This window comes from Bacillus sp. YH3-2-B2 (assembly GCF_053663335.1).
The window spans coordinates 257,645-282,020 of sequence record NZ_JBSJQE010000002.1 but is presented as its reverse complement, the minus strand read 5'-3'; the positions used below and the strand labels follow the sequence as shown (position 1 = coordinate 282,020).

Annotated in this window: 26 protein-coding genes and 1 pseudogene; 14 read left to right on the top strand and 13 right to left on the bottom strand. The window is 47.2% G+C overall.

Going from position 1 to position 24,376, the window contains the following annotated elements; all coding sequences use genetic code 11:
- Positions 1–139 precede the first annotated feature (139 nt).
- Both ACWJJX_RS06315 and ACWJJX_RS06310 read left to right on the top strand, forming a co-directional pair.
- A complete protein-coding gene (locus ACWJJX_RS06315) occupies positions 140–820 on the top strand; it encodes a class I SAM-dependent methyltransferase (RefSeq protein ID WP_044052801.1) in 681 nt (226 codons plus the stop codon).
- Positions 820–1,494 (top strand): glycosyltransferase family protein, encoded by a 675-nt coding sequence (locus ACWJJX_RS06310; protein ID WP_454022834.1) that lies wholly within the window; start codon positions 820–822, stop codon positions 1,492–1,494. Before ACWJJX_RS06315 ends, ACWJJX_RS06310 begins: the two co-directional genes overlap by 1 nt.
- 20 nt (positions 1,495–1,514) lie before the next feature.
- Here the strand turns inward: ACWJJX_RS06310 and ACWJJX_RS06305 are convergent, their stop codons facing one another.
- The 6 genes and pseudogenes from ACWJJX_RS06305 to cidR all read right to left on the bottom strand — a co-directional run bounded on the left by ACWJJX_RS06305 (position 1,515) and on the right by cidR (position 6,275).
- Positions 1,515–2,117: a DsbA family oxidoreductase gene (locus ACWJJX_RS06305; protein ID WP_172615074.1), complete on the bottom strand. Its 603-nt coding sequence runs from the start codon at positions 2,115–2,117 to the stop codon at positions 1,515–1,517.
- Positions 2,118–2,204: 87 nt separating this feature from the next.
- Positions 2,205–3,461: an iron uptake transporter deferrochelatase/peroxidase subunit gene (gene efeB / locus ACWJJX_RS06300; RefSeq protein ID WP_172615075.1), complete on the bottom strand. Its 1,257-nt coding sequence runs from the start codon at positions 3,459–3,461 to the stop codon at positions 2,205–2,207.
- A gap of 18 nt (positions 3,462–3,479) precedes the next feature.
- Positions 3,480–3,802 (bottom strand): annotated as a pseudogene (locus ACWJJX_RS06295) (Efem/EfeO family lipoprotein); the annotation flags it as partial.
- Between the two features lie 72 nt (positions 3,803–3,874).
- A complete protein-coding gene (gene thiE, locus ACWJJX_RS06290) occupies positions 3,875–4,549 on the bottom strand; it encodes a thiamine phosphate synthase (protein WP_003150910.1) in 675 nt (224 codons plus the stop codon).
- On the bottom strand, positions 4,546–5,364 hold the full coding sequence (gene thiM, locus ACWJJX_RS06285; protein WP_077723023.1) for a hydroxyethylthiazole kinase: 819 nt from the start codon (positions 5,362–5,364) through the stop codon (positions 4,546–4,548). Before thiM ends, thiE begins: the two co-directional genes overlap by 4 nt.
- A gap of 2 nt (positions 5,365–5,366) precedes the next feature.
- A complete protein-coding gene (gene cidR / locus ACWJJX_RS06280) occupies positions 5,367–6,275 on the bottom strand; it encodes a cidABC operon transcriptional activator CidR (protein ID WP_003150908.1) in 909 nt (302 codons plus the stop codon).
- Positions 6,276–6,381: 106 nt separating this feature from the next.
- Here cidR and ACWJJX_RS06275 point away from each other — a divergent pair, with 106 nt between their 5' ends.
- The 4 genes from ACWJJX_RS06275 (at position 6,382) to ACWJJX_RS06260 (ending at position 8,670) form a co-directional block, all read left to right on the top strand.
- Positions 6,382–6,768 (top strand): CidA/LrgA family holin-like protein, encoded by a 387-nt coding sequence (locus ACWJJX_RS06275; protein WP_063174456.1) that lies wholly within the window; start codon positions 6,382–6,384, stop codon positions 6,766–6,768.
- A complete protein-coding gene (locus tag ACWJJX_RS06270) occupies positions 6,750–7,430 on the top strand; it encodes a CidB/LrgB family autolysis modulator (RefSeq protein WP_012118753.1) in 681 nt (226 codons plus the stop codon). Before ACWJJX_RS06275 ends, ACWJJX_RS06270 begins: the two co-directional genes overlap by 19 nt.
- 129 nt (positions 7,431–7,559) lie before the next feature.
- Complete coding sequence (locus tag ACWJJX_RS06265; RefSeq protein ID WP_003150901.1) at positions 7,560–7,754, top strand: YwbE family protein; 195 nt, start codon at positions 7,560–7,562, stop codon at positions 7,752–7,754.
- Between the two features lie 154 nt (positions 7,755–7,908).
- Positions 7,909–8,670 carry a MerR family transcriptional regulator gene (locus ACWJJX_RS06260; protein WP_454022951.1) on the top strand — a complete coding sequence of 254 codons (762 nt, stop codon included), beginning with the start codon at positions 7,909–7,911 and terminating at the stop codon, positions 8,668–8,670.
- A 183-nt stretch (positions 8,671–8,853) separates the two neighbouring features.
- Here ACWJJX_RS06260 and ACWJJX_RS06255 read toward each other — a convergent pair whose 3' ends face one another.
- Complete coding sequence (locus tag ACWJJX_RS06255; protein ID WP_454022833.1) at positions 8,854–10,041, bottom strand: class I SAM-dependent rRNA methyltransferase; 1,188 nt, start codon at positions 10,039–10,041, stop codon at positions 8,854–8,856.
- Between the two features lie 94 nt (positions 10,042–10,135).
- Here ACWJJX_RS06255 and ACWJJX_RS06250 point away from each other — a divergent pair, with 94 nt between their 5' ends.
- The gene (locus ACWJJX_RS06250; RefSeq protein WP_003150894.1) at positions 10,136–10,519 is read left to right on the top strand and encodes a VOC family protein; all 384 of its coding nucleotides are present in this window, start codon (positions 10,136–10,138) and stop codon (positions 10,517–10,519) included.
- A gap of 27 nt (positions 10,520–10,546) precedes the next feature.
- Here ACWJJX_RS06250 and celB read toward each other — a convergent pair whose 3' ends face one another.
- Positions 10,547–11,881: a PTS cellobiose transporter subunit IIC gene (gene celB, locus ACWJJX_RS06245; RefSeq protein ID WP_264101238.1), complete on the bottom strand. Its 1,335-nt coding sequence runs from the start codon at positions 11,879–11,881 to the stop codon at positions 10,547–10,549.
- Between the two features lie 161 nt (positions 11,882–12,042).
- On the opposite strand from celB, the gene ACWJJX_RS06240 reads away from it, so the two are divergent.
- Positions 12,043–13,788: a S8 family serine peptidase gene (locus ACWJJX_RS06240; RefSeq protein ID WP_454022832.1), complete on the top strand. Its 1,746-nt coding sequence runs from the start codon at positions 12,043–12,045 to the stop codon at positions 13,786–13,788.
- Between the two features lie 56 nt (positions 13,789–13,844).
- Here ACWJJX_RS06240 and ACWJJX_RS06235 read toward each other — a convergent pair whose 3' ends face one another.
- From ACWJJX_RS06235 to ACWJJX_RS06225, 3 genes are all read right to left on the bottom strand, one after another.
- Positions 13,845–14,705: a glycosyltransferase family 8 protein gene (locus ACWJJX_RS06235; protein WP_003150888.1), complete on the bottom strand. Its 861-nt coding sequence runs from the start codon at positions 14,703–14,705 to the stop codon at positions 13,845–13,847.
- 259 nt (positions 14,706–14,964) lie between these two features.
- Positions 14,965–15,597, bottom strand: a complete 633-nt coding sequence (locus ACWJJX_RS06230) for a GTP pyrophosphokinase (RefSeq protein ID WP_007407732.1) — start codon at positions 15,595–15,597, stop codon at positions 14,965–14,967.
- Positions 15,598–15,728: 131 nt separating this feature from the next.
- Positions 15,729–16,664 (bottom strand): 1,4-dihydroxy-2-naphthoate polyprenyltransferase, encoded by a 936-nt coding sequence (locus ACWJJX_RS06225; RefSeq protein WP_003150884.1) that lies wholly within the window; start codon positions 16,662–16,664, stop codon positions 15,729–15,731.
- Positions 16,665–17,107: 443 nt separating this feature from the next.
- Between ACWJJX_RS06225 and ACWJJX_RS06220 the strand changes: the two genes are divergently transcribed.
- The 6 genes from ACWJJX_RS06220 to ACWJJX_RS06195 all read left to right on the top strand — a co-directional run bounded on the left by ACWJJX_RS06220 (position 17,108) and on the right by ACWJJX_RS06195 (position 22,675).
- On the top strand, positions 17,108–17,257 hold the full coding sequence (locus ACWJJX_RS06220) for a teichoic acid D-Ala incorporation-associated protein DltX (RefSeq protein WP_003150882.1): 150 nt from the start codon (positions 17,108–17,110) through the stop codon (positions 17,255–17,257).
- A gap of 15 nt (positions 17,258–17,272) precedes the next feature.
- Positions 17,273–18,784: a D-alanine--poly(phosphoribitol) ligase subunit DltA gene (gene dltA / locus ACWJJX_RS06215; protein WP_070082563.1), complete on the top strand. Its 1,512-nt coding sequence runs from the start codon at positions 17,273–17,275 to the stop codon at positions 18,782–18,784.
- Complete coding sequence (gene dltB, locus ACWJJX_RS06210) at positions 18,781–19,962, top strand: D-alanyl-lipoteichoic acid biosynthesis protein DltB (RefSeq protein WP_012118762.1); 1,182 nt, start codon at positions 18,781–18,783, stop codon at positions 19,960–19,962. The genes dltA and dltB overlap by 4 nt, the downstream gene beginning before the upstream one ends.
- Positions 19,963–19,978: 16 nt before the next feature.
- Positions 19,979–20,215: a D-alanine--poly(phosphoribitol) ligase subunit 2 gene (dltC, locus tag ACWJJX_RS06205; protein WP_003150875.1), complete on the top strand. Its 237-nt coding sequence runs from the start codon at positions 19,979–19,981 to the stop codon at positions 20,213–20,215.
- Positions 20,216–21,400 carry a D-alanyl-lipoteichoic acid biosynthesis protein DltD gene (gene dltD / locus ACWJJX_RS06200; protein WP_077723027.1) on the top strand — a complete coding sequence of 395 codons (1,185 nt, stop codon included), beginning with the start codon at positions 20,216–20,218 and terminating at the stop codon, positions 21,398–21,400. It begins immediately after the preceding gene.
- A gap of 183 nt (positions 21,401–21,583) precedes the next feature.
- Complete coding sequence (locus ACWJJX_RS06195) at positions 21,584–22,675, top strand: branched-chain amino acid aminotransferase (RefSeq protein ID WP_025853645.1); 1,092 nt, start codon at positions 21,584–21,586, stop codon at positions 22,673–22,675.
- 40 nt (positions 22,676–22,715) lie between these two features.
- On the opposite strand, the gene licH is transcribed toward ACWJJX_RS06195, so the two are convergent.
- A complete protein-coding gene (gene licH / locus ACWJJX_RS06190; RefSeq protein ID WP_454022831.1) occupies positions 22,716–24,044 on the bottom strand; it encodes a 6-phospho-beta-glucosidase LicH in 1,329 nt (442 codons plus the stop codon).
- On the bottom strand, positions 24,041–24,373 hold the full coding sequence (licA, locus tag ACWJJX_RS06185) for a PTS lichenan transporter subunit IIA (RefSeq protein ID WP_003150867.1): 333 nt from the start codon (positions 24,371–24,373) through the stop codon (positions 24,041–24,043). The genes licH and licA overlap by 4 nt, the downstream gene beginning before the upstream one ends.
- Between the last annotated feature and the right edge of the window lie 3 nt (positions 24,374–24,376).

Below are 24,376 nucleotides of genomic sequence, written 5' to 3'. Positions count from 1 at the left end.
AGAGGGGAATCAGAGAACAAACCGTATACCGGACAACCATTCCCGTCCGTATTCCGCAATTGAACAGCCAAACATGGTGATATGAGATCCCCCCGCTGCATATCTTGTGTATTATGCCCATTTATGAGGTGATACACAGATGGATACGAATCCCTATTATGATGAAAAACAACAGAACTACTACGAAGGCCTGAATCCTTATTTATTGAACAAAATAGACGAAAACTGGCGGACAGTGCTTGATGTCGGCTGCGGAACGGGCAATTTAGGAGCGGCGATCGAAGACCGCGGAATAACGGTTTACGGCATTGAAGCGTATCCCGAAGCCGCAAAAAAGGCGGAAAGCAAATTGAGCCACGTGCTTTGCGGCGACATTGAATCCGCCATTCTTCCGTACGAATCAGAGCAATTCGACTGCATGCTGTTCGGAGACGTTCTTGAGCATCTTGTCGACCCGTGGACAGTGCTGAAAAAGCTTCGTCCTTATGTAAAAAAAGACGGCACTGTGCTTGCATGCATACCGAATGTCGGCCACATCTCAGTGGTGCTGGAGCTTTTAGCCGGCAAATGGACTTACAGTGACGCCGGATTAATGGATCAGACCCACCTGCGTTTTTTTACCCGGGAAGAGACTCTTTCATTATTTAAAGCCGCCGGCTATGAGGTGAAACGCATTGAGGCGATCCGCGTTGATCACCCTTCTTACCACAAAGCCATCGCATCATTGCACGAAGTATGCGTACAGCTTGGCATAAGGCATGACTTTATGACAGAAGCATCGGCCTATCAATATGTGATTGAGGCCGAGAGGAGCATGTAATGGATTCACATTCATTTCTGTTTGTCATTTGCGTGAATGATGAGTCGCTCTACTCCCGATGCAAAAACCATATTCTAAAGCTTACCGTCCCCCCTTCATACTCCGTTGATATCATGCCGATATACGATTCAGCAAGCATGGCCTCGTCCTACAACAAAGCGCTGAAACACCCCTCCAAATATAAAATTTATCTGCATCAGGATACTTTTATCATTCATCAGCATTTCCTTCATGACATGCTTCATATCTTTCAATCTCATCAGGAGCTCGGCCTTCTTGGTGTCGCCGGCTGCAAAACCCTGCCGCCGAACGGCATTTGGTGGGAAAGCGGACAGCGGATGGGAAAAGTGATTGAATACCGGGGGAATGCTTATCACCCGCTGGATTTTGAGCACGGTGATGAAGACGGCCTGTTTACGCCCGCTGACGCCATTGACGGCTTGTTAATGGCGGCTCAATATGACGTGGAGTGGCGGGAGGATTTGTTTCGCGGCTTTCATTTTTACGACACATCACAGTCGCTCGAATTTCAAAAACACGGCTATCAAGTCGGCGTCGCCTGCCAGAAAGACCCTTGGTGCCTTCATTTTTGCGGCGACTCCTTTGACGCCGCGGCATATGAAGCGGACAGACAAACATTTATCAAACATTATATGGCAAAACCCTCTCGCTGATCGAGAGGGCTTTTTTCGGGTTAACGTTTATTCAGTTCCCGCTCAATGATTTGTTCAAAGGTTTCCTTTCCCGCCGCGCCAGGGATTCTCTCATCGCCGATGATAAACGTCGGCACTGCCGTAATGCCGGCTTCCTCATAAGCATGGCGGAGCGCTTCCCGCTGTACGTCCTTGTACGCTCTTGTCTCAAGCGCCTCTTTGAAGGCAGCACCGTCAAGTCCGGCTTCTTCCGCAAGCTTTGTCAGCACGCCAACGTCACCGATATTTTGTTCTTCCTGAAAGAACGCCTGAAAAACGCGTGTATGGTATTCGCTTCCTTTCCCATGTTCCTTTGCGAAATGAAAGCCTTCAAATGCCAAATCCGTGTAAGGATGCGGTGACACGCGGGGGAACGTGATGTCAACGCCTAACGACTGCGCCATCGGCTCAATGGAGTTTTTCCACATCTGCCGCTTGGCGGGATCATTCACCGGATCAAGTTTCGGCGAGGGGCTCGGACGCAATTCAAACGGCATCCATTCCACCTGTACGTCCTTGTCTTTGATAGCTTCTTCAAACGCCGCTTTGCCGACATAGCAAAACGGACATACATAATCAGAATATACTTTAATCTGCAGTGTCATTGTAAGTCTCCTTTCCTTATCATTTTAAGTTGTAACTTTTATAGTTACAATTGTTTTTTTAAAAAAACACCTTCCATATGGAAGGTGTCACGATTCCAGCAGCCTTTGGGCGATATATTCTCCTTTTTTACAGCCGCCGGGACAGGCGAATAAGGAAGAGCCGATCGTTTGTGTGTATTCATTCAGCGCATCCTTTGCCGCCAAAGCCTTCAGCATCGGGACAAATTGGCGGTCCGGGTCTTTTTGAAAGCAGATAAACAGCAGGCCTGCGTCAACATAGCCCGTCTTCGGATCAATTCCGTCCGTATAGGAAAATGCCCGGCGCAGAATCTGTCTGCCGGTTGATTTTGCCACGCTGACATGCGAGTCGGCGGGAATTTGATTCAGCTTCACGGGATCGGTTTCCTTTTTTTGTCCGAGAGGCGCGCCCGAGCTTTTCACCCGCCCGAACGTGTCCTCTTGTTCCTTCAAGGATGAACGGTCCCATATATCTAAAAACATCTTAATTTTCCTAAACGCCATGTACGTGCCGCCCGTCATCCAGTCCGGCTCTCCTGATTGAACCCAAACGATCGAATTCATCAGGTTTTCATCCTTCGTGCTTTGGTTGCCGGTGCCGTCTTTGAATCCGAAGAGGTTGCGCGGTGTTTCTCCGTTTTTCCCGCCGCTTAAGAAACCTTTATTGAGAAAGCGGACTTCACACACACCCGATGCTTGTTTCATCAGGTTGCGCACCGCGTGAAACGCCGTTTGTTCATTATCCGCGCAGACCTGTATGACGATATCACCGCCGCCTTGTTTCTTATCGAGCTTGTCGTTAGGCATCGGCGGAATATCGGCGAGGTGCTTCGGTTTTTTATCTTTCAGTCCGAAGCGGTCCTTCCCGTCTTTCTCGAAAAACCCGGGTCCGAAGCCGAAGGTAACGGTCAAATTCGCCGGTGCCAGATCCTGCGACTCCCCGGTATCCTGCGGAGGCATATATTTATTTTTCTGTTCGCCTGACGGGACGGCGCCTGAAGTCAGCAGCTGCGTCAGGCTTGTCCATTGTTTGAAAAGGGAGATGACATCGGCTTTGTCGCTTGACATGACATCAAGCGCCGCAAAATACACATACGTCTGATGCGCCGTTGTGATTCCTGCTTGGTGCTTTCCGTAAAAAGGAACGATTTGATCACGATCACGTTTTTCATCATTCTTCTTTGAAGCGGTGGCCGCCGGTTTGAAGAACGGCGCGAGTCCTCCGAGGCCGCTCGCTCCGACAGCGACGGCTGCGCCCGCGACGGCGCCCCACTTCAGGACATCCCGTCTGTGGATCTGTTTTTCCTTGTTATGTTCATCGCTCATGCTGTGTCTTAACTCCTTTTAAAGCACATCGGCAATCTTCGACATGGTTTCAGAAAGGGCCGTCAGCTTCGTGCTTATCTCTCTGATTTGATCTGTACTTAATGTATCACAAGACGTATACGATTGATCGCACGTTTTGTATTTCGACATCAAAACTTCAAATTCGCTGAATTCCGCATTAAGTTTTTCCGTGACCTCGAAATGATCTCTCACTGCGCGCTATTCACTGTTTTATAGAGGGCTTTTGAGCCTTCGGCGCCGACGGTGATTGGTTCAGGCGTCACTTTGAGAGAAGCGATAGAGCCGTCAAACGCTTCGGTCGATATTGCAAGCTGATTGCTCTGTTCTTGACATACGGCTTATATTCTCCAAGTCCGTCACTGCCTTTTTGCACACACAGAAAAAGGGCCGCCCTATCGGGACAGCCCTGCTTTGGAGCGCCGAATTTCCTCTGAAAACTTCCGCGCCGCCGCTTTTGGATCTTCGGCTTGGCTGATGGCGCTGATCATGCTGACGCCGTCTGCACCCGCTTCAATGACGGGCGCCGCGTTGTCAGCCGTAATGCCGCCGATTCCTACAATCGGAATGGTGATGCCCTGACGCCGTACCTCTTCAATCAATGTAACGCCCTGCACGGCTTCAGCATCTTTTTTTGTTTCGGTCGGATAGACCGGGCCCATTCCGACGTAATCGGCTCCGGCTTCTTCCGCCCGCTTCACCTCGGAGACGTTATGTGCTGACACACCGAGAATCATATCGCCGATTGCCGCTCTCGTTTCTTCGGCGTCTGCGTCATCCTGTCCGATATGCACTCCGTCCGCCTCAAGGCGCAAGGCCAATTCGACATCATCATTAATGATGAAAGGAATCCCGGCCTGCCTGCAGACATCCTGCACCCGCTTCGCGAACAGGACACGTTCATCCCCTGTTAAAGAACCGCTCCCCTTTTCCCGAAATTGAAAAAGCGTAGCGCCGCCCTCAATTGCTTTTTTCACCACGGAAACCGGGTCTGCGCTTGTATTGTTTGATCCCATAATAAAATAAACCGATAACATATCCTTCATCATTTCCCGAGAAATACGCGTCATTTTTCTATCACCCTTTCAATTGCGGCAAGCTCGGCCGCTTCTTGTTCTGAGATGCTTGCCAGCTTGTTTAAAAGCTCAATCTGGAAGCTGCCCGGCCCCTTATGGGAGGTGTCCAAAGCGGCAAGCTGAGCGGCGCTTCCGTATACAGAAACGGCTGAAACGGCCGCTTGCAGAACGTCCTGCCCCGCTGCGCAGAAGGCTCCGATTACAGACGTCAGCAGGCATCCCGCCCCCGTCACCTTCGTCAGCAGTTTATCACCGTTATGTACGGCGTATGTATCGGTGCCGTCGGAGATGACGTCGGTTTTTCCGGTAATCGCAATGACCGTCTTCAGCCTGCTTGCAGCCGTCTTAGCGAGCTGAACCACATCTCCTCCGGCTTCCCCCGCATCCACGCCTTTTATCTTCCAATCAGGGGCGCCGGCAATATTGGCGATTTCCGCGGCATTTCCGCGAATGACGGACAAGCGGACCTCCTGTATGATCTTGCGGGCTGATGCCGTCCGAAACGGTGTGGCGCCGGCGCCTACCGGATCAAAAATGACCGGAACAAAGTTTTCATTGGCCGATTTTCCGGCTGCGATCATAGCTTCAACCGACGCCGAGCTGAGGGTGCCTATGTTCAGGACGAGCGCTCCGGCGATTTTCGCCATGTCGGCGGCCTCCTCAATTGCATAAGCCATAACGGGCGATGCGCCGAGCGCGAGCAGTCCGTTAGCGGTGAAGTTCGTGACGACATTATTGGTGATACTGTGAACGAGCGGGTTTTGATCCCGCACTTTACTCAAGTGTTGAGCTGCGGTTTGTGCGTCCATGCTTAATCATCCTTTTTTCTCTTTTTCGGATTCCATAAATACGATTTCGTATGCTCCAGCCAGGCTCTGGCGGCAAAGGACATATAGCGGTCTTTCCGCCAAATGATGGCTAAATGCCACGGAATGACCGGATGAACGAGCGGAATGGTTCTGACTTTGTCAGGATCAAGACCGCGGCAGATTCTTTCCGGCAGCAGGCCGATACCGAGATTGGCGGATACCATTTCGCTGATAAAGTCCCACTGTGATGTTTCATAAATGACGTGCGGCCTGAATCCGGCTTTCACGCATTCCGTCATAATTCGATTATGAAGGACAAAATCCTCCCTGAAAAATATGAACGGCTCTTCTTTCAATTCATGAAGACTGCATTCTTTCTCGTCAGCGAGCCGATGTGACGGATGGACGACGAGCATAAGGGTTTCCTTGACGATTGTGAAGGTATGAAAAATCTCTTCATTCGCGGGAAGGACGACGACCCCGATATCAAGCGAGCCGTCCTCCACCCCTTGCTGCACTTTAATAGAGCCGTCCTCAACAAGCTGAAACGTCACATCGGGATATGTGACGCGGAAGTCACCGAGCACTCTCGGGAAAAAGCCGGACCCGATCATCGGCGGAAGACCGATGCGGACGTGCCCTTTCTTCACTTCCATAATATCGTTCAGCTCTGACGTCAGGTTTTGGAATGACTTTGTGATTTCCTGCGCCTGCACATACATGCTCTGCCCGGCGTCAGTCAGTTCAACTTGCCGGCCATTGCGGTAAAACAGCTTAATGCCGAGCTCCGTCTCCAGGTTTTTAATCATTTTTGAGATTGTCGGCTGTGAAACATACAGAGACTGCGAAGCCTTCGTAAAGCTTTTCAAACGGGCCACTTCCAAGAAATACGTTAAGTGCCGTATATCCATTACATTTCATCCTTTCTATAGACAAAAGGAATACATATTATTCTTTATATGTATTTTACCTATAGCAAAACCTTCTGTACAATATAAATATAAGGGAGGCATCATTATGAAAAAATTGCTGCTTACCGTTATTCAAATCGCTCTGCTGTTTATATTTGCGCGTCTGATCAATTGGATCACGGCGGCTCTTCATATAAATATTCCCGGCAGTATAATCGGGATTGTGATTCTTTTCACATTATTGCACTTCAAGATTATCAAACTTGAATGGATTGAGCTTGGCGCAGCATGGCTCCTCGGTGAGCTGCTGCTGTTTTTCATCCCGTCTGCCGTCGGAGTGATTGAATACGGAGATATTATGTCTAAATTCGGCGTAAGCATTTTACTTGTCGTCGTCATCAGCACATTTGTCGTGATGGTTTCAACAGGTACGCTTACACAGCTGATAGCAAAAAGAAAGGAGAAAAAACAAACGTGTTCATCGGAATCATAAGTTTATTCTTAACTGTCTTAGTGTATTTGGGCGCGAAAAAACTCTACATTCGTTTTCCGCGGGTGTATACGTCGCCGCTTCTGATTACGCCCGCTGTTTTGGTCGTCCTGCTGCTTCTTGTCAATGTCCCGTATCAGACATACAATCTCGGCGGCGGACTGCTGACCGATATGCTTCAGCCGGCAACAGTGGCGTTCGCCATCCCGCTTTATAAATATTTCCCGATTTTAAAGAAATACGCCGTGGAAATTATTTTGAACGTAGCGGTCGGTTCATGTATCGCCATTCTGTCAACAGCCTTTATCGCAAAATGGTTCCATCTCGGCAGCAGCTTAGTCGACAGTCTCGTGCCGCGATCCGTGACGACGCCGATTGCCATGAACGTTTCAGAAATGATCGGCGGGATGCCGGCCGTTACAGCGGTTTTCGTCATTTTAACGGCTTTATTGGGAACGATCATCGGGCCGATGGTCATCCGCTATTTCCGCATTGATAACGAAATTGCCCGGGGCGTGCTGCTCGGAACTAGCGCGCACGGAGCGGGAACATCTAAAGCATTTGAGCTCAGCTCCGTATCAGGAACGATCTCAAGCGTGTCGATGATCCTCGCCGCGATTATGACACTGTGCGCGGCCCCGATTTTGCTTTCGTTTATGTCATAAAAGACTGCTCCTTACAGAGCGGTCTTTTTTTAGTTGCCATGAAGAATTGATTTGTCTGTCCTTCATAAAAAGACGAAAACACGATATGATAAGACATGAAGTGAAAAGACTGAAGAACGGATGTGTCATATGAACGGCCAGCAGCGAAGCAGCATCAGAAAAGGACTTGAAGTCGATATCGTCCTGAAAGCCGATCAGCGTTCAGGAAAGCTGACAAGAGGAATTGTGAAGGATATTTTGACGAACTCAAGCTTCCACCCGCGCGGCATTAAGGTCCGCCTTGAAGACGGGCGAATCGGCCGGGTGCAGCACATTATTGAATAGAAAAAAGCCGGAGCTTCACGCCCGGCTTTTTTTCTTTAATTTCAGCAATGAAATCCTCATATGTTCTCCCTTTATATACAAAAAATCTTCACCAACTATTGACTCTTACGTTGCGTAATACTTTAGAGTAGCCATTAAGGAGGCGGCAAACGTGATGGGTATGAAAGTAAAAGAAGTAGCTGACCTGATTGGAGTAAGCATACGTACTCTCCATCATTACGATCAAATCGGATTATTGACTCCTCAAGAAACGACCGATTCCGGTTATCGGCTTTATTCTGAAGAGAATCTTGAACAGCTGCAGCAGATACTATTTTTCAAGGAGCTCGATTTCTCCTTAAAAGAGATTAAAGAAATCATTAATAGTCCTTCATTTAACCGAAGGGAGGCATTCATTTTACAAAAGAAAATGTTGATTGAGAAACGGAATAGAGTCGATAAGATGATTGATACCATCGATAAATCAATCAAACATATGATGGGAGAGATTTTCATGACGAACAAAGAGCGGTTTGAGGGAATGAACTTCAATCATAATTTTTATGAGCAAGAAGCCCGCAAACGGTGGGGTGATCAACCTGTCGATAAGGTAAATATTAGATTGAAAAACATGACTGATGGTGAACAAAAAGATTTATCTGATAAGTGGACTGCAATGTTCAATAAATTTGCACTCCTTATTAACCAATCTCCTGAGTCCCCAGACGTACAAACCGCTATCAAAGAGTGGTTTGATTTTCTCAATGAAAATTTTGGTGAATATTCTTTTGATGCCTTTTACGGATTAGGTCAACTCTATATTGAAGATGAACGCTTCACTAAGAACATCGACCGGTATGGTGAAGGGTTGGCGAAGCTCATGAGTGATGCCATTACAATTTATATAGATACTCAAAAAAAGGGTGGTACCCATTAAAATCATTATCGAGGATACAATTGGGCGGAGGGATTAGTGAGGCCACTGTACTCGGCACAGATGAGATACTAAGTAATAGCGGGTTTTTTCTTTAAACAGTAAGATATGAAGATTATTTACCCCGTATTAGAGCGATGGAAGAGGGTTTTCTTTTCCCCTCTTTCCACGCTATAAATGATCATCCTATTTTTTCCGCAAGAAAACAACCTTCAAATAGTTCCCTTCTTTAAACGCGGGAATCGTTTTGAAATCTTCCGGAAGCGTGTATTCTTCCAAAATGTCGTAACGCTCATTTGTTTCTTTAAAGGCGGTCTCTATAAAACCTTTAAATTTCTTCATATTGAAGGCGCTGCTGTTTGTCGAAGCGACGATGATGCCGTTTTTTGCGGTGATGGCGATCGTTTCCTTCAGCAGGTTTTTATAATCTTTCGCCGCGCTGAACGTCCGTTTTTTTGTGCGGGCGAAAGAAGGCGGATCAAGGATGATGAGGTCAAACGCCAGCCCTTTTTTCTCCGCATAGCCGAAGTATTTGAAAACATCCATGACTTTAATGTCATGCGCCTCATAATCAATTCCGTTGGCGCTGAACTGTTCAATCGTTTTTGCGAGACTGCGGTTGGCGACATCGACGCTGGTCGTTTTCTCAGCTCCGCCAAGCGCCGCCGCAACGGAAAATGCCCCCGTATAAGAGAACGTATTCAGCACCCGTCTGCCGTTTGCATACTTGTCCCGAATCGCTTTGCGTACATGACGCTGGTCTAAGAAAATGCCCGTCATCGCCCCATCGTTTAAATCCACCGCGTACCGTATGCCGTTTTCTTGAACAATGACCGGAAAAGCTCCTCTTTCGCCTTTGACAAAATCGTCGTCTTCCACGTATTGCCCGGCAGTATCGAATCGTTTCTTTTCATAGATCGCTTTATAAGAAAGCTCCAGTCCGTCAATCGCCTCAATCATGCTGTCCTTATAAGCGTAAATGCCTTTACTGTACCATTGAATCAGCAGATAACCGTCATAAAAGTCAATCGTGACGCCGCCGATGCCGTCGCCCTCACCGTTGAAAATCCGGAACGCCGTCGTATCGGGCGCCTTAAACAGATGAGCTCTTGCTTCAACCGCTTTTTTCAGCTTGTCCAGAAAGAAACGTCCGTCGATCCGTTCATCTTTCGCGCGGGACAGCACCCAGCCGACTCCTTTATTCTGCAAACCGTAATAGCCTTTTCCGATAAACTCACCCTTCTCGGATGTCACATCAAAAAGATCGCCCTCTGTTAAATGAGCCGAGCTTCCGGACAGAGCGTCTTTTTCAATCAGGGGGAATCCTTTTTTCAGCTTTCCGGCAAATGTATCTTTCACTGTAAGTAGCTTCATTGTGCATTCCTCTTTCGTTTTGCTTTCTCTTATCGTACCATAAAACATGATCAACACCGCATTGTCCCGAAAAATTCAAAACAGGGGGAAAACCATGACAGCCAAAAGAATCGACCATACAGGCATTATGGTCAAAGATATTGAAACATCCATCGCCTTTTACCAAGACGTTCTCGGTATGCAGTTAAAGGATCGTATCACTCATACGAACGGCATTATTGAACTTGCCTTTCTCGGTTTTCAAGAAGGGCCGGAGACAGAAATTGAGCTGATCCAGGGCTACAGCAGCGAGCTTCCCGCAGAAGGAAAAGTGCACCATGTCGCTTTATTGACTGAAGATATCGCAGCGGAGTTCACGCATGCGAAGCGTCAGGGCGCCGTATTTATTGATGAAGAAATCACGACACTTCCGAACGGGTACCGCTACTTTTACATTGAAGGACCTGACGGCGAATGGATCGAATTTTTCCAGCGTTAAAAAAACGGGCGAAAGCGCCCGTTTTTTTTATGTTTCTTCTGTGACGTTTTGTTCCGCCGCCCGTTCCTCTCTCCATTTTTGAAGATCCCAAATTCGGAAAAACGGATAATAAATGATAAATGTAATCAGGAGATTGATCAGCTGCATGACCGAACCGGAGATTTTCCCGCCCGTCGCCAAATAACCGGAAATCAGCGGCGGCATCGTCCACGGCACGGCGATTCCCGCCGGTTTTGCCACCATCCCCGTGCTCATCCCGATGTACGTCGCCGTAATGGTCAAGAGCGGCGCGATGATAAAGGGCACGATTAACAGCGGATTCATGACGAGCGGCATCCCGAAAATAATCGGTTCGTTAATGTTAAAAATCGCGGGCCCGATGCCGAGACGGCCGAGCTGTTTCATCTGTTTGCTTCTGGAGCGCACAAGCATGGTCAGCACAAGGGCAAGCGTCGCTCCGCTTCCGCCGACATTAATCCATATTTGAAAGAACTGTGTCGTAAAAATGCTCGGCAGCGCTTCTCCCGCCTGAAAAGCCAAACGGTTGGCGTCCATCGCCCCGTACCAGATCGGCGACATGACGCCGCCGATTATGGACGCGCCGTGTATGCCGCACGACCAAAGCAGCATTTGCACGAATTCGGCGATAAGACTTCCGCCGAGACTCCCGCCCAAAATAGACAGCGGGGTGCCCAGCAAATCGCCTACGACATTGTGGAGGCTTTTAAAAGGAGTCATTTCAATAAACAGACGAGCCAGCCATACAAGCGTAATAATAATGAAACCGGGGATGAGCGCAACGAACGATTTGCTGACCGCAGGCGGCACTCCGTCAGGCATCTTAATGACGATATTTCTTTGTATAATAAACCGGTACACTTCCGTAGACAGCATTGCAATGATCATCGCGACAAACAGACCTTTGCTTCCGAGCAGCGAAATCGGAATGCCGCCTCCCACCATAATCTCTGTTGACGAGCCGTCAGGGATAAACGGAATCTGATACGGCGTCGCCAATAAAAAGGCGGCAAGGGCAATGGCTCCCGACGACAGGGCATCCACCTCATAGCTTTCCGCAAGCCGGTAAGCAATCCCAAAGGCGGCGACAAGCGCCATAATGTCAAAGGACGCATTCACGGGATACCCGAGCTTTTCAACCCAATTTTCACCGAAAAGACCAGCCATAAAATCGGCATAACCGGGAATCGGAAGACTCGTCAGAATCAGAAAAACCGATCCGATAATGATAAGCGGCATAGTCAAAATAATGCCGTCCCGCAAAGCCCTTAAGTGCCTTTGGCCGGCGACTTTTCCGGCGACTGGCATGATTTTTTCTTCCATGACCCGATTGAACGTACTCATTTATCAAAAACCCCCTTTTTGAGTTCATTGCGCAGATGTCTTAAAGCATTTTCTCCATCATATTTTGGAAACGCTTACATTTGCATACAGAAATTTTCCTTATCCCTCAGGAAAAAAAGAATTCCGCACTGCCGATATATAAAGAAAAAGGGGGAATCGCAATGTATCACACCCTGAAACCGATAATGGCCGCGGCCTTGTGCGTCGGACTGTTCTCCGCCGCGGCTCCCGCGCACGCCGAGACGCACGACCGGGACGTTATCGTGGTGTACAAAAATCAAAACGGCAAGGAATCCGCCATAGACAGCGGAGCGGATGTGGAACAGACCTATCAGCATCTCCCGGCAGTCGCCGTATCAGCCGATTCGCAAACGGTGAAAAACCTGAAACAGGACCCTGACATCTTATATGTAGAAGACAATGTATCCTTTCAGGCAGCAGGCGGTTCTGATATCCGCCCGTTATCAGCGGCCCAAAGCAGCAGTTACGCGCTGCCGCAATGGGATATCGAACCGACTCAGGTCAAGCAGGCGTGGAAAGAAGGCTTGACGGGGAAAAAGGTGAAAGTGGCTGTCATTGACAGCGGCATTTACCCTCATGATGACCTTTCCATTGCCGGAGGCTATTCCGCAGTCAGTTATACTTCCTCATACAAAGATGACAACGGACACGGGACGCATGTCGCCGGAATCATTGCGGCCAAACATGACGGATACGGCATTGACGGCATCGCGCCGGATGTCCGGTTATATGCGGTTAAAGCATTAGACAGAAAAGGTGCGGGAGATCTTAAAAGCCTTCTTAAAGCGATCGACTGGTCGATCGCCAACAAAATGGACATCATCAATATGAGCCTCGGAACTAACGCAGACAGCAAAATTCTTCACGACGCCGTTGACAAAGCTTACAAAAAAGGAATCGTGATCGTAGCCGCCGCAGGAAACGACGGCAACAAAAAACCCGTCAATTATCCGGGCGCCTACAGCAGCGTAACGGCAGTCTCAGCGTCAACTGAAAAAAACGGGCTCGCGTCTTTTTCCACGACCGGAAAACAAATTGAATTTGCCGCACCCGGCACCAATATTACGAGCACGTATCTGAATCAAATGTACGCCACGGCTGACGGCACATCTCAAGCCGCGCCGCACGTCACCGGCATGTTCGCGCTGCTCAGGCAGAAATATCCGGAGGAAACAAATACACAGCTCCGGCAGCAGATGCAGCAGAACGTCAAAGATCTGGGCGCTCCCGGACGTGACAGCCGATTCGGGTACGGACTGGTGCAATATCACACAAAGCAAAAGAGCTTTGCCGAACGGGCCGTAATAAAAGCGGAAAAAACGAAAAAGCAGGCAGATATCAATGAAGCAAAAACGGCTGTCAGCAAGCTTTCCAAGTCAAAGGGAAAAACCGCTCTCGAGGCGCGGATCAATAAAGTTCAGACGGAAAGAAATGTAACGGACGCAAGAGACAAAGTCCGGACTGCCGAAAAACAAAAGAAAAAAACCGCCGTCAACGCCGCACAAAGCGCCATCCGCAAATTACCGGCCGGTTCAGAGAAAAAAGGGCTGCAAAAGCGGCTGAACGCTGTCAACTCAAGCCTTTTGAGAACAGCTGAGGCCAGCGTCAAGCAGGCGGAAAAAAAGACCTCTGAGGCCAACACCGCAAAAGCCCAAAAAGCAGTCAGCGAAATCCAGCCGGGAAAAGAAAAAACCGCTCTGGAAAAACGGCTTGGCCGGATAAAAGATAAACTCAACCGGCAGCAGGCAAGGGACAAAGTAAAAACGGCGGAAAAAACCAAGACGAAAAAAGCAAAATCAGCGGCGCAAACGGCAGTCAGCCGATTGAAGCCGTCTGCCGAAAAGACCAGCCTGCAAAAACGCGTGCGTGCGATTCGGGTGAAATAATAAAAAAACGCTTGTGAGCCGGTCAACGGCTTCACAAGCGTTTTCATCACACCTGCCTATTGGTTCATGGCCGGGCGGTCAATCGTGTTCCATTTCGTAAAGGACATATATCGGAAATAATGATCACGATACGGGTGCGAAGTGCCTGTATTCCAAGGCTTGTCCCCGCCGCAGAAATGGACGATGGCCGGTTCGGCACGTGTTTCTCTGTAACGTATACGGTCGATCAGTTCAGGAGGCGTTTTCTCATTCATGATAATATGCGTCTGAGCGTTCCAGCGCGGATGCAGTTCATGCCATTGATCATATAAAATCGCGTTAAGCGCGTCCTGATCATGAAACACGAGAAAATCCTCCGAGCTGTTATCATTGATAAAATCAATCACTTTTTTAGAAATATTCTGTTTTCTCCAAGGTTCGAAATCTATAATCATAATACCGGAATTAAAATACTTGGCAGTGTCGCTGATATTCATTTTTTTCAGTCTTTCATGCTGTCCGGCATCTTCTACCGCCGCAACTATTGCCGGGGAAATATCCAAGTCCCATAAAACCGAAATATCTTCCATCACAATTGCATCGCAATCGATGTAAATCATCCGCTTTACAGACTCATCCTTAATTAAATCAGGGATAGAAATGCGGTAATAAGCCGCTTTTGTAATGTGGCTGCTTTCGACTGCATGCTTGTATTGATCAGCGTCTACTTCTAAAAATTCAAGCGGCGTCCCGAATGACATCGCAGTCTGTTCAAGCTTGTCCTTGTTTTCGGCAGTAATTCCGCCGTCGATCACATATAATTTGGCATTCCTTGTTTTGTCCATATTCATCAATAAAGAAGCGAACATCCCACCCAAATGACGAGCATAATTATCATCGGCACATGATACGATATGCATTGTTTCATTCTTTCCCACTGATATTCATCTCCCTTTTTGTTGTACAAATGTCTTTCCCTTTTTTAAAAAAGTAAACCTCGATCCTACACATTTTTTCTGCGGGAATGTGCTGTTTGCGATTTGATATCTTTCGCATTCTCTGTTCAAATTCAATCAGGATTTCAGCCTGAATCATCGTCAGAATACATCGTGCGGGAAAGCGAAAACACGTAAACATAAAAACAACCAGCCGGACTGCGTATAATAGCGGTCCGGCTGGTTGTGACGGGTCAATCGTTTAATCGACTTCTTTCTTAATTCCAAGCATCTTTTCGTCTAAATAATGGGCGATGTCCGCCGCTTCCTTCAGCTCGTCGGTCAGATGCTTTGGGACTTCGTTATTTAATTTGTAATAAATTTTATGTTCAAGGCTCGCCCAAAAATCCATGGCGATGGTGCGGATTTGAATTTCCGCCTTCACATATTCCACACGATTCGTCAAATAAACGGGAATTTCAATAATCAAATGCAGACTGCGGTAGCCGTTCGGCTTCGGATGTTTGATATAATCCTTCACCTTTACGATCTTCAAGTCCTTATGCTGCTTCAGAACCTCAGCGACATTATAAATATCGGAAATAAAGGAACAGATAATCCTGACACCCGCGATATCATGAATATGCTCTTTCATTTCCTGCGTCGTCACATCGCAGCCTTTGCGCATCAGTTTATTGACGATGCTTTCAAAACTTTTCACGCGTGATTTTGTATGCTCGATCGGGTTATGCCCGTGAATCAGATTATATTCCTGGCTGATGATAGAAAACTTCGTATCCAGCTCATCTAAAGCGAATTTATAAACTAATAATTCATTTTTCCAATCTTCCATGACCGTTTTTAAATCATCCATATGGGCTGTTGACAAGTCCATTTTTTTCATCTCCTTGCTTCGCTGTCCATATATGAGACGGGTCAGTCCGCGGTCAGGTTCTTTACAATATCGTGAAGATTATGTCATAAAAAAAAGCAAATGCCGGTTATGGCATTTGCCCTTTCATTTGATCAGCGGAAATAACTGATCAGGAGTCCGATTGAAAGCAGGAATCCGAAGAATGTATTGGTTTGCGCCGTTGATTTCATCGCAATAATCATGTTCATCGGCATTTCGTTTTTCACAAAGCCTTTCACGGCCTGAACGGGTTTCGGCACGCTCAAAAAGACCAGGAACAGCCACGGGCTTGTGTAACCCATGATGACAAGACCGACGATCCAGATGTAAGCGATGGCAAAAGATGCGGCCAGTATCATGACGGCCCCTCTATGCCCCATCAAAATGGCCAGCGTTTTACGTCCGCCTTTTTTATCTTCCTCAATATCACGGATATTGTTGGACAGGTTAATCGCTCCGACCAGGATGGCGATCGGGATGGAAATCAAAATGCTCTGCTCATTAATTCTGCCTGTCTGAATGAAGAAAGAAATAAGGACAAATACAGAGCCCATGCAAATGCCGGAGAACAGTTCCCCGAACGGTGTATACGCAATCGGCAGCGGGCCGCCCGTATACAGATAGCCGATCAGCATGCCGGCAAGGCCGATAGCCGCAAGCCACCAGCTGCTGCTCATGCAGATATAAACACCGAGCACGAGGGCAATCGCATAAGAGCCGAGCGCCAGCTGCAGAATTGTTTTCGGCTTCATGCCGTGGCGGACGATCGCTCCGCCGATACCGACGGAATCCTCCGTATCTAAACCGCGTTTAAAATCGTAATATTCATTGAATAAGTTCGTGGCGATCTGGATCCAGAGACAGGAAAACAGCATGGCCAAAAACAGCAGGAAATCAACCTTTACGTAAAACATCGCCAATACGGTGCCGAGAAGTACGGGCACAAACGATGCCGTCAATGTATGAGGGCGGGTTAGCTGCCACAAAATGCGGCCCATGCTTTCTTTCTCGGGCGTCTTTTGGCTGCCCCCCATATTGTTTTGATTCATTTTCCTCTTCCTTTCTATTAAAAGGCTTTCACAGTCAGCCGATAACAGTAGTATTGAATTGGGGTTTTCACGTTTTCTGCTACCTTATCTATCATAATAATTTCTTCCTCATTTCACAAGATGCGGCGCTTTATCAGCTATCCTGCCGGAAACGGCTTTTCGCCCTTCTCCATTGGGGTTCGGCACAAGCCTGCTTAAGAAAAAGCCGCCAAAATTTTTTTACCTCGTTTATATTTACGATAAGTTAAAAATCCCGCCTGAACAGCGCTTTTTTAGTATGATCATTTTCCAATTTATACATGCGTGTTTTCCATCCTTTTGTTTCTCATTCATTTTTAAGGAAATTTTAAGCTTAGGATATTAGACATATTTTGAAACTTTTTGTTAATCTAATCGTCATATACTGGTGTAATTATTGAATACGCGGGGAAGGAATTTTGAATATGATGCAAAAATTAAAACGTGCTTATGAAAATACATTGATCAAATGGACGTTTCATACGGGCTTTTATTTTCTGATATTAGTATTGCTCTTTTGGATGTATGGATTTCATACAGCGAATACCGGCACTTATATTTACAACGATTTCTAATCGGGGAGGATAACTATGAAACTACTTGATGCTATAAAAACATACGCAGACGCCAAGCCGCAGGCCATAGCGTTTCGTTCCTTAGATCATTCCCTCACTTACGGGGAATTATGGGATTTGTCGGAGCGGGTTGCGTCCGGCATTCAAAAACATACAGCTGACGGTTCGAAAGCGCCTGTCCTGGTTTACGGACATATGGAGCCGAATATGATCGTTTCTTTCTTAGGAAGCGTCAAAGCGGGCCGCCCTTACATCCCTGTCGATGTTTCCATTCCGGCGGAGCGGATCGTCAAAATCATTGAAAGCTCAGGCGCAGAGCTGCTTATCAGCGTATCGGGCGATGCAGTCGATACGGGAAGCAATCTGATTAAAACCGTTACGCCCGAAGAGCTTGCAGCTGACGGAGATGCAGACCTCAGCCGTGAGAACTGGGTAAAAGAGCTGGATACGTTTTACATTATTTACACGTCCGGCAGCACGGGAAATCCGAAGGGCGTGCAGATATCGGCTGATAACCTGCAAAGCTTCACTGACTGGATCTGCAGGGATTTTCCTGTGGGCGGGGGTAAGACATTCTTAAACCAAGCTCCGTTTTCTTTTGATTTATCTGTCATGGACATTTTCCCGTCGCTTCAAACGGGAGGTACGCTGCACTGCGTAACGAAAGACAAAATCAATAAACCGAAAGTACTATTTGAAGAGCTGGAGAAATCCAAACTGAACGTGTGGACATCGACGCCGTCTTTCGTCCAAATGTGTCTGATGGACCCCGGCTTTACGCAGGAGCTCCTGCCTGAGGCAGAAGTATTTATGTTTTGCGGAGAAGCGCTTCCGGCTGCCGTGGCACAGGAACTGTTAAACCGTTTTCCGAAGGCCCGCGTATTCAATACATACGGCCCGACTGAAACAACGGTTGCCGTCACCTCCGTTGAAATTACGCAGCAGATTATCGATGAAAATGAATCTCTGCCCGTCGGTTTTGCAAAACCCGATATGAATATCTTCATCATGGATGAAAACGGGAATAAGCTTCCGGACGGAGAAAAAGGGGAAATCATCATCGCCGGCCCGAGCGTGAGCAAAGGCTATCTCGGTGAACCGTCTCTGACTGAAAAAGCGTTTTTCTCAATTGACGGCCAGTGGGCATATCACACGGGTGATGCCGGTTATGTTCAGGATGGTCAGATTTTCTGCCAAGGACGCCTTGATTTCCAGATTAAGCTTCACGGCTACCGCATGGAGCTGGAGGAAATCGAAGTACATGTAAGGCAGTCTCAATATGTGCGCACGGCGGTTGTCATCCCGTATCAGCCTAACGGACCAGTCGAATATTTAATTGCCGCCATCGTGCCTGAAAAACATGATTTTGAAAAAGAATTCCAGCTGACAAGCGCCATTAAGAAAGAACTGGCCGCTTCGCTTCCGGCCTACATGATCCCGAGAAAATTCATTTATCAGGATCACATTCAAATGACTGCGAACGGAAAAATCGACCGTAAACGCATTGGCGAAGAGGTTCTTGTATGACGCCTTACAGCTCGTTTTTCTTCTTTATCTTACTTGGAATCCTTCTTTTGCCGACGATTATTTTAGGGCTGAACGGCAAGAGATTCCAAGGATACAACATGTTTATATCCATCATCGTATTGGCTTTGATTTTCGCGCATGATCTGCACGGCGTGATCGCACTATGTATCTTTACGCTGTGGCAGGTGCTTTTAATCAGGGGTTATCTCGCTTACAGACTGAAAGCCAACAGCGGCTTTGTCTTCAGTATGGCCGTGATCGCGTCCATTTTACCCCTGTTTTTATCTAAATTATGGCCGTTTTTCTTCCCGCCGGCGCCTCATCATCCGGTTCATAACCTGATCAGTTTCTTAGGAATTTCTTATTTGACATTTAAAGGCGTCCAGCTGATCATGGAAACGAGAGACGGACTGATTAAAGAAAAAATGCCGCTTCACCGCCTTTTGTACTTTATTATGTTTTTCCCGACCATTTCTTCCGGCCCGATCGACAGATACCGCAGATTTGCCAAGGACGAACAGAAAGTATGGACAAAGGGAGAATACGCTGATTTACTGTATACCGGCATTCATAAAATTTTTATCGGTTTCTTGTACAAATTCATTATCGGATATGCGATTAACACGTATTTCATTATGAATCTGTCTCATATCACCCACAGTAAACTGTGGGGTAATGTGCTGTACATGTACGGATACAGCTTGTACCTGTTTTTTGATTTTGCGGGTTACACGATGTTTGCCGTCGGTGTAAGCTATATCATGGGTATCAAATCTCCGGAAAACTTTAATAAGCCGTTTATCAGCAAAAACATTAAAGACTTCTGGAACCGCTGGCACATGTCCTTATCCTTCTGGTTCAGAGACTACGTATTTATGCGCTTTGTATTCTGGATGACAAAGAAAAAATGGATAAAGAACCGGATGGCCGTCTCGAACATCGGGTATTTCCTGCTGTTCATGCTGATGGGCGTCTGGCACGGACTCGCCCTGCAATATATTGTATACGGCCTGTACCACGCCGTATTAATGACCGGGTATAACTTTTTTGAGAAATGGAATAAGAAATACAAGTGGCTGCCCGCCAATCGTTTTACGGCCTTTTTAGCCATCGTCATCACATTCCATTTCGTATGTTTCGGATTTTATATTTTCTCAGGAAAACCATTTCATCACTAAAGGAGATTGAAAACACATGGAATTTAAACAGGAAGTATTAGACGTATTAGCTGAAGTTTGTCAGGAGGACGCTGTAAAAGAAAATCCTGATATTGAAATCTTTGAAGAAGGACTGCTTGATTCTTTCGGAACTGTAGAACTGCTTGTCGCCATCGAAAACCGCTTCGGCATTACAGTGCCGATCACTGAATTTGACCGTGACGAGTGGAATACGCCAAACAACATTGTAAACAAACTGACTGAGTTGAAGTAAATGAAAAAGCGTTTCTTTGGACCAATTATTTTAGCGTTTGTCCTGTTTGTCGGAGCTATCGCAGTTCCGGCTTCATGGCTTACGCGCTTCATTCCTGAAAAACGTGTCGAAGAGTCGGCGGCAGCCTTAAATCCGAATATGTTCCAGGGGCTCTATCTGCAAAACAAAATGTTCGAAGACTCGAAGTATATGCCGATTTTCGGTTCTTCCGAGCTTTCAAGACTGGATGAGTTTCATCCGTCCAACTATTTCCAAGTGAACAACCAAGGCTTTACGCCTTATCTTGTCGGAAAAGGCGGTTCGCAATCTTTAATTCATGCCATAAATTTTGCCGCTCATGCTGATCAGCTTAAAGGCAGAAAGATGGTATTTATTGTATCACCGCAATGGTTTACAAAACATGGTTCAAATGAGCAGCATTTTGCTCCTAATTTCTCATCATTGCAAGCTCTTGACTTGGCTTTTAATCGCAACATTGAGCCGAGACTGAAAAAACAAATGATGAAGCGTATGCTGCACTACAAAGTTGTACAGAATGATGCAATCCTGTCTGAACTGTATAAAGCGTCTGTAAAAGGTCAGACTTGGAAAGTAAATGCATTAACACCGGCTGCGAAGCTTTATTATAATATCTTAGAAAAGAAGGACCTTTATTATTCGATAGAAGAGCCGCAAGGACCAAAACGTTTCGTTAATAATAACCTAAAGGGAAAGTCCTGGTCCCAGCTTGAAAAACTGGCTGCTCAATATGGTAAAGATCACACGCGTTCTAATCCGTTTTTTATAGACGATTCTGTTTATAAAACGATCAAAAATAAAGTGCCTAAAGCCAAAGGTTCAAACAAAGGCAGAACATACGCCTATAAAAAGTCACTGGAGTTCAGCGATTTTGAAGATATGCTTACTATTCTGAAGGATGCCGGCGCTAAGCCGATGTTCGTCGTCATTCCCGTAAATGGGAAGTTTTACGACTACACCGGCTTCCCGAAAAAAGGCCGGACTGATTACTACAAAAAAGTCACTAAGCAAATTAAAGCGAAGGGCTTTCAGGTTGCCGACTTATCCGGGCACGAATATGATCCGTACTTTATGAAAGACACCATCCATATCGCCTGGAAGGGCTGGGTGTACGTCGATAAAGCAATGGAGCAGTTTTACAAAACCGGCAAGGTGACGGTTCACTGAGCACGGTGATGACAGAATACGTAAAAACGAACACGCAGGGGGCATTCTCTCCCCTGCTTTTTATGTGATTTGATTTTTTCACAAATTTGAGGAAAACTATTGCGAATATTTGTTGAAGGTATACAATAGAATATAAATTATTTTCAAATAAGTTTGACAATAACACCAATAGGGAGACAGAACATTATGAAACAAGACATTCGTGTTGAATTGACTTCAGCCAAAAAACCGAAACCGGACCCCCATAACCTTGCGTTCGGCAGAATTTTCACCGACCATATGTTTGTTATGGATTACGACGCCGGTCAAGGCTGGTATGATCCGAGAATTATCCCTTATCAGTCCATCTCAATGGATCCTGCGGCCATGGTTTATCATTACGGCCAAACCGTTTTTGAAGGGCTTAAAGCGTATGTAACGAAGGATCAGGAAGTGCTTCTGTTCAGACCGGAGAAAAATATGGAGCGCCTGAACCAGTCAAATGACCGCCTTTGCATCCCGCTCATTGATGAAGAGCTTGTTCTTGAAGGCCTGAAACAGCTCGTAGCCATCGACCAAGACTGGATTCCGAAAGCGGAAGGCACTTCCCTTTATATCCGTCCGTTTATTATTGCGACTGAGCCTTTCCTCGGTGTAGCGGCATCCCATACGTACAAGCTGTTTATCATACTTTCCCCGGTCGGCTCTTATTACAAAGAAGGCATTAAACCGGTAAAAATCGCCGTGGAAAACGAATTCGTGCGCGCCGTCAAAGGCGGCACCGGAAATGCGAAAACGGCCGGCAACTACGCTTCAAGCCTGAAGGCGCAGCAGGTTGCGGAAGAGAAGGGATTTTCCCAGGTTTTATGGCTTGACGGCATTGAGAAAAAATACATCGAAGAAGTCGGCAGCATGAACATCTTCTTCAAAATCAGCGGCGAAATCGTGACGCCGGAGCTGAACGGAAGCATCCTTGAAGGAATCACGCGGAATTCCGTCATCACCCTTCTCAAACATTGGGGACTGACTGTGTCCGAGCGGAAGATTTCGATCGATGAAATCATCCAGGCGCATCGTGACGGCCGATTGGAAGAAACATTCGGAACCGGTACGGCGGCGGTCATTTCTCCAGTCGGCGAACTGATCTGGAATGATGAAAGTCTTGTCATCGGCAGCGGTGAAACCGGAGAGATCTCGAAGAAATTGTATGATACCATTACAGGCATTCAAAAAGGCGCGGAAGCCGACGTGTTCGGCTGGACGACGAAAGTCGCCTCACTAAGCGAATCAAAATAAGCAAAAAACCCGGAAGCGAATCCGGGTTTTTTTACTGCTCTTATGCTTCAATCGACTTAAAGAAATGGGGCAGATGTTCTTTGTGGGCCTCAAGCATTTCATCCAGAATGGCCTTTGCCACGGAGTCTGACGGGACAAGAGGGTTGATCGTCATCGCAAGAAGCGCCGTTTGATAATCTCCCGTGACGGCTGCTTCAGCGGCGACGCGCTCAAATGATTTGATTTGCTGGACGAGTCCGCGGACAGACACCGGCAGATCACCGACGGCGATCGGTTTCGGACCGTCTTTCGTCATGACGCAGTTCACTTCGACCGCTGAGTCATTCGGAATGCTGGCGATCGCGCCATTGTTTATCGTATTGACGGGCTGGATATCATGTTTGTCGTTATAGATGGAGCTGATCAGGTTGCAGGCCGCGTCACTGTAGTACGCTCCGCCCCGTTTTTCCAGCTGCGGCGGTTTGATGGCGAGATTCGGATCTTTGTACAGTTCGAACAGTTCTTTCTCAACCTTCTGCACGACCTCGGCGCGTGTGCCCTCCGTCTGTGACGCTTCTATTTCATGCTCGAGCATTTCTTTCGTTTTGAAATAATAGCGATGGTAGCCGCAAGGAATCAGATCGAGCGCCTTCAGGAATTCAGGCTCCCATTCCGCTCCGGAGATATTTTTCATCGTCATGGCGTTTTCCGGGTCTCCCATGGCTTCAATGACTTGATCCTTCACACTGACGCCGTCTAAGAAAACATCTAATCCGAAGACCATGTGATTCAGCCCGGCAAATTGCACTTCGATCCGGCTGACATCCACATCCAATGCTTTTGCGACGCCCATTTTAATGCCGATCGGCACATTGCAGAGACCGACGACTTTTGTAAGATTCGAGTAGCGGAGCAAGGCCTCGGTAACCATGCCGGCAGGGTTTGTGAAATTCACAAGCCATGCATTCGGACAAAGCTCTTCGATGTCTTTCGCGATTTCCAGAATAACCGGGATGGTGCGCAGCCCTTTGAATAAACCGCCCGGACCGTTTGTTTCCTGGCCGATTACGCCGTATTTTAACGGAATCCGTTCGTCTTTGGCGCGGGCCTCAAGAAGGCCGACGCGGAATTGAGTCGTTACGAAATCAGCATCCTTCAAAGCTTCTCTCCGGTCAAGCGTCAGGTGAATCTCTATCGGAACGCCCGCTTTTTCGACCATGCGTTTTGCAAGCGTGCCGACGATATTGAGTTTTTTCTCGCCTTCGGAAATGTCGACGAGCCATAATTCTCTGACAGGCAGTTCCTCATAGCGCTTAATGATGCCTTCCACAAGCTCCGGTGTATAGCTTGAACCTCCGCCGATCGTTACAATTTTAATTCCTTTTGTCATATTTTTGCTCCCCCTTGCAGACTCACTTTTTCGTAAATCTCGACTAACTCAGCGGCCAAGTCTTTCACGGTCATGGCATTCATTAAATGATCTTGCGCATGCACCATTAAAAGCGTCATGTCTGTTTTTTCTCCGCCGGCTTCATTTTGGATCAATTCTGTCTGGTAATGATGGGCTTCGGTCAGTTCCCTTGCGGCTTCCTGAAGCTTTTCCTCCGCCATGGCTCTGTCCCCCCGCTTTGCGGCGGCAATGGCTTCCATTGATGCGCTTCTTCCGTTGCCGCCATGCAGGATGATCTGAAAAATGGTCTGTTCCATTTTTTCATTCATGTG

Bases quoted from the DNA above. Each gene is read 5' to 3' on its own strand.
- ACWJJX_RS06315 (WP_044052801.1), top strand. From the start codon at position 140: ATGGATACGAATCCCTATTATGATGAAAAACAACAGAACTACTACGAA.
- ACWJJX_RS06310 (WP_454022834.1), top strand. From the start codon at position 820: ATGGATTCACATTCATTTCTGTTTGTCATTTGCGTGAATGATGAGTCG.
- ACWJJX_RS06305 (WP_172615074.1), bottom strand. From the start codon at position 2,117: ATGACACTGCAGATTAAAGTATATTCTGATTATGTATGTCCGTTTTGC.
- efeB (WP_172615075.1), bottom strand. From the start codon at position 3,461: ATGAGCGATGAACATAACAAGGAAAAACAGATCCACAGACGGGATGTC.
- thiE (WP_003150910.1), bottom strand. From the start codon at position 4,549: ATGACGCGTATTTCTCGGGAAATGATGAAGGATATGTTATCGGTTTAT.
- thiM (WP_077723023.1), bottom strand. From the start codon at position 5,364: ATGGACGCACAAACCGCAGCTCAACACTTGAGTAAAGTGCGGGATCAA.
- cidR (WP_003150908.1), bottom strand. From the start codon at position 6,275: ATGGATATACGGCACTTAACGTATTTCTTGGAAGTGGCCCGTTTGAAA.
- ACWJJX_RS06275 (WP_063174456.1), top strand. From the start codon at position 6,382: ATGAAAAAATTGCTGCTTACCGTTATTCAAATCGCTCTGCTGTTTATA.
- ACWJJX_RS06265 (WP_003150901.1), top strand. From the start codon at position 7,560: ATGAACGGCCAGCAGCGAAGCAGCATCAGAAAAGGACTTGAAGTCGAT.
- ACWJJX_RS06260 (WP_454022951.1), top strand. From the start codon at position 7,909: ATGGGTATGAAAGTAAAAGAAGTAGCTGACCTGATTGGAGTAAGCATA.
- ACWJJX_RS06255 (WP_454022833.1), bottom strand. From the start codon at position 10,041: ATGAAGCTACTTACAGTGAAAGATACATTTGCCGGAAAGCTGAAAAAA.
- ACWJJX_RS06250 (WP_003150894.1), top strand. From the start codon at position 10,136: ATGACAGCCAAAAGAATCGACCATACAGGCATTATGGTCAAAGATATT.
- celB (WP_264101238.1), bottom strand. From the start codon at position 11,881: ATGAGTACGTTCAATCGGGTCATGGAAGAAAAAATCATGCCAGTCGCC.
- ACWJJX_RS06240 (WP_454022832.1), top strand. From the start codon at position 12,043: ATGTATCACACCCTGAAACCGATAATGGCCGCGGCCTTGTGCGTCGGA.
- ACWJJX_RS06230 (WP_007407732.1), bottom strand. From the start codon at position 15,597: ATGGACTTGTCAACAGCCCATATGGATGATTTAAAAACGGTCATGGAA.
- ACWJJX_RS06225 (WP_003150884.1), bottom strand. From the start codon at position 16,664: ATGAATCAAAACAATATGGGGGGCAGCCAAAAGACGCCCGAGAAAGAA.
- ACWJJX_RS06220 (WP_003150882.1), top strand. From the start codon at position 17,108: ATGATGCAAAAATTAAAACGTGCTTATGAAAATACATTGATCAAATGG.
- dltA (WP_070082563.1), top strand. From the start codon at position 17,273: ATGAAACTACTTGATGCTATAAAAACATACGCAGACGCCAAGCCGCAG.
- dltB (WP_012118762.1), top strand. From the start codon at position 18,781: ATGACGCCTTACAGCTCGTTTTTCTTCTTTATCTTACTTGGAATCCTT.
- dltC (WP_003150875.1), top strand. From the start codon at position 19,979: ATGGAATTTAAACAGGAAGTATTAGACGTATTAGCTGAAGTTTGTCAG.
- dltD (WP_077723027.1), top strand. From the start codon at position 20,216: ATGAAAAAGCGTTTCTTTGGACCAATTATTTTAGCGTTTGTCCTGTTT.
- licH (WP_454022831.1), bottom strand. From the start codon at position 24,044: ATGACAAAAGGAATTAAAATTGTAACGATCGGCGGAGGTTCAAGCTAT.
- licA (WP_003150867.1), bottom strand. From the start codon at position 24,373: ATGAATGAAAAAATGGAACAGACCATTTTTCAGATCATCCTGCATGGC.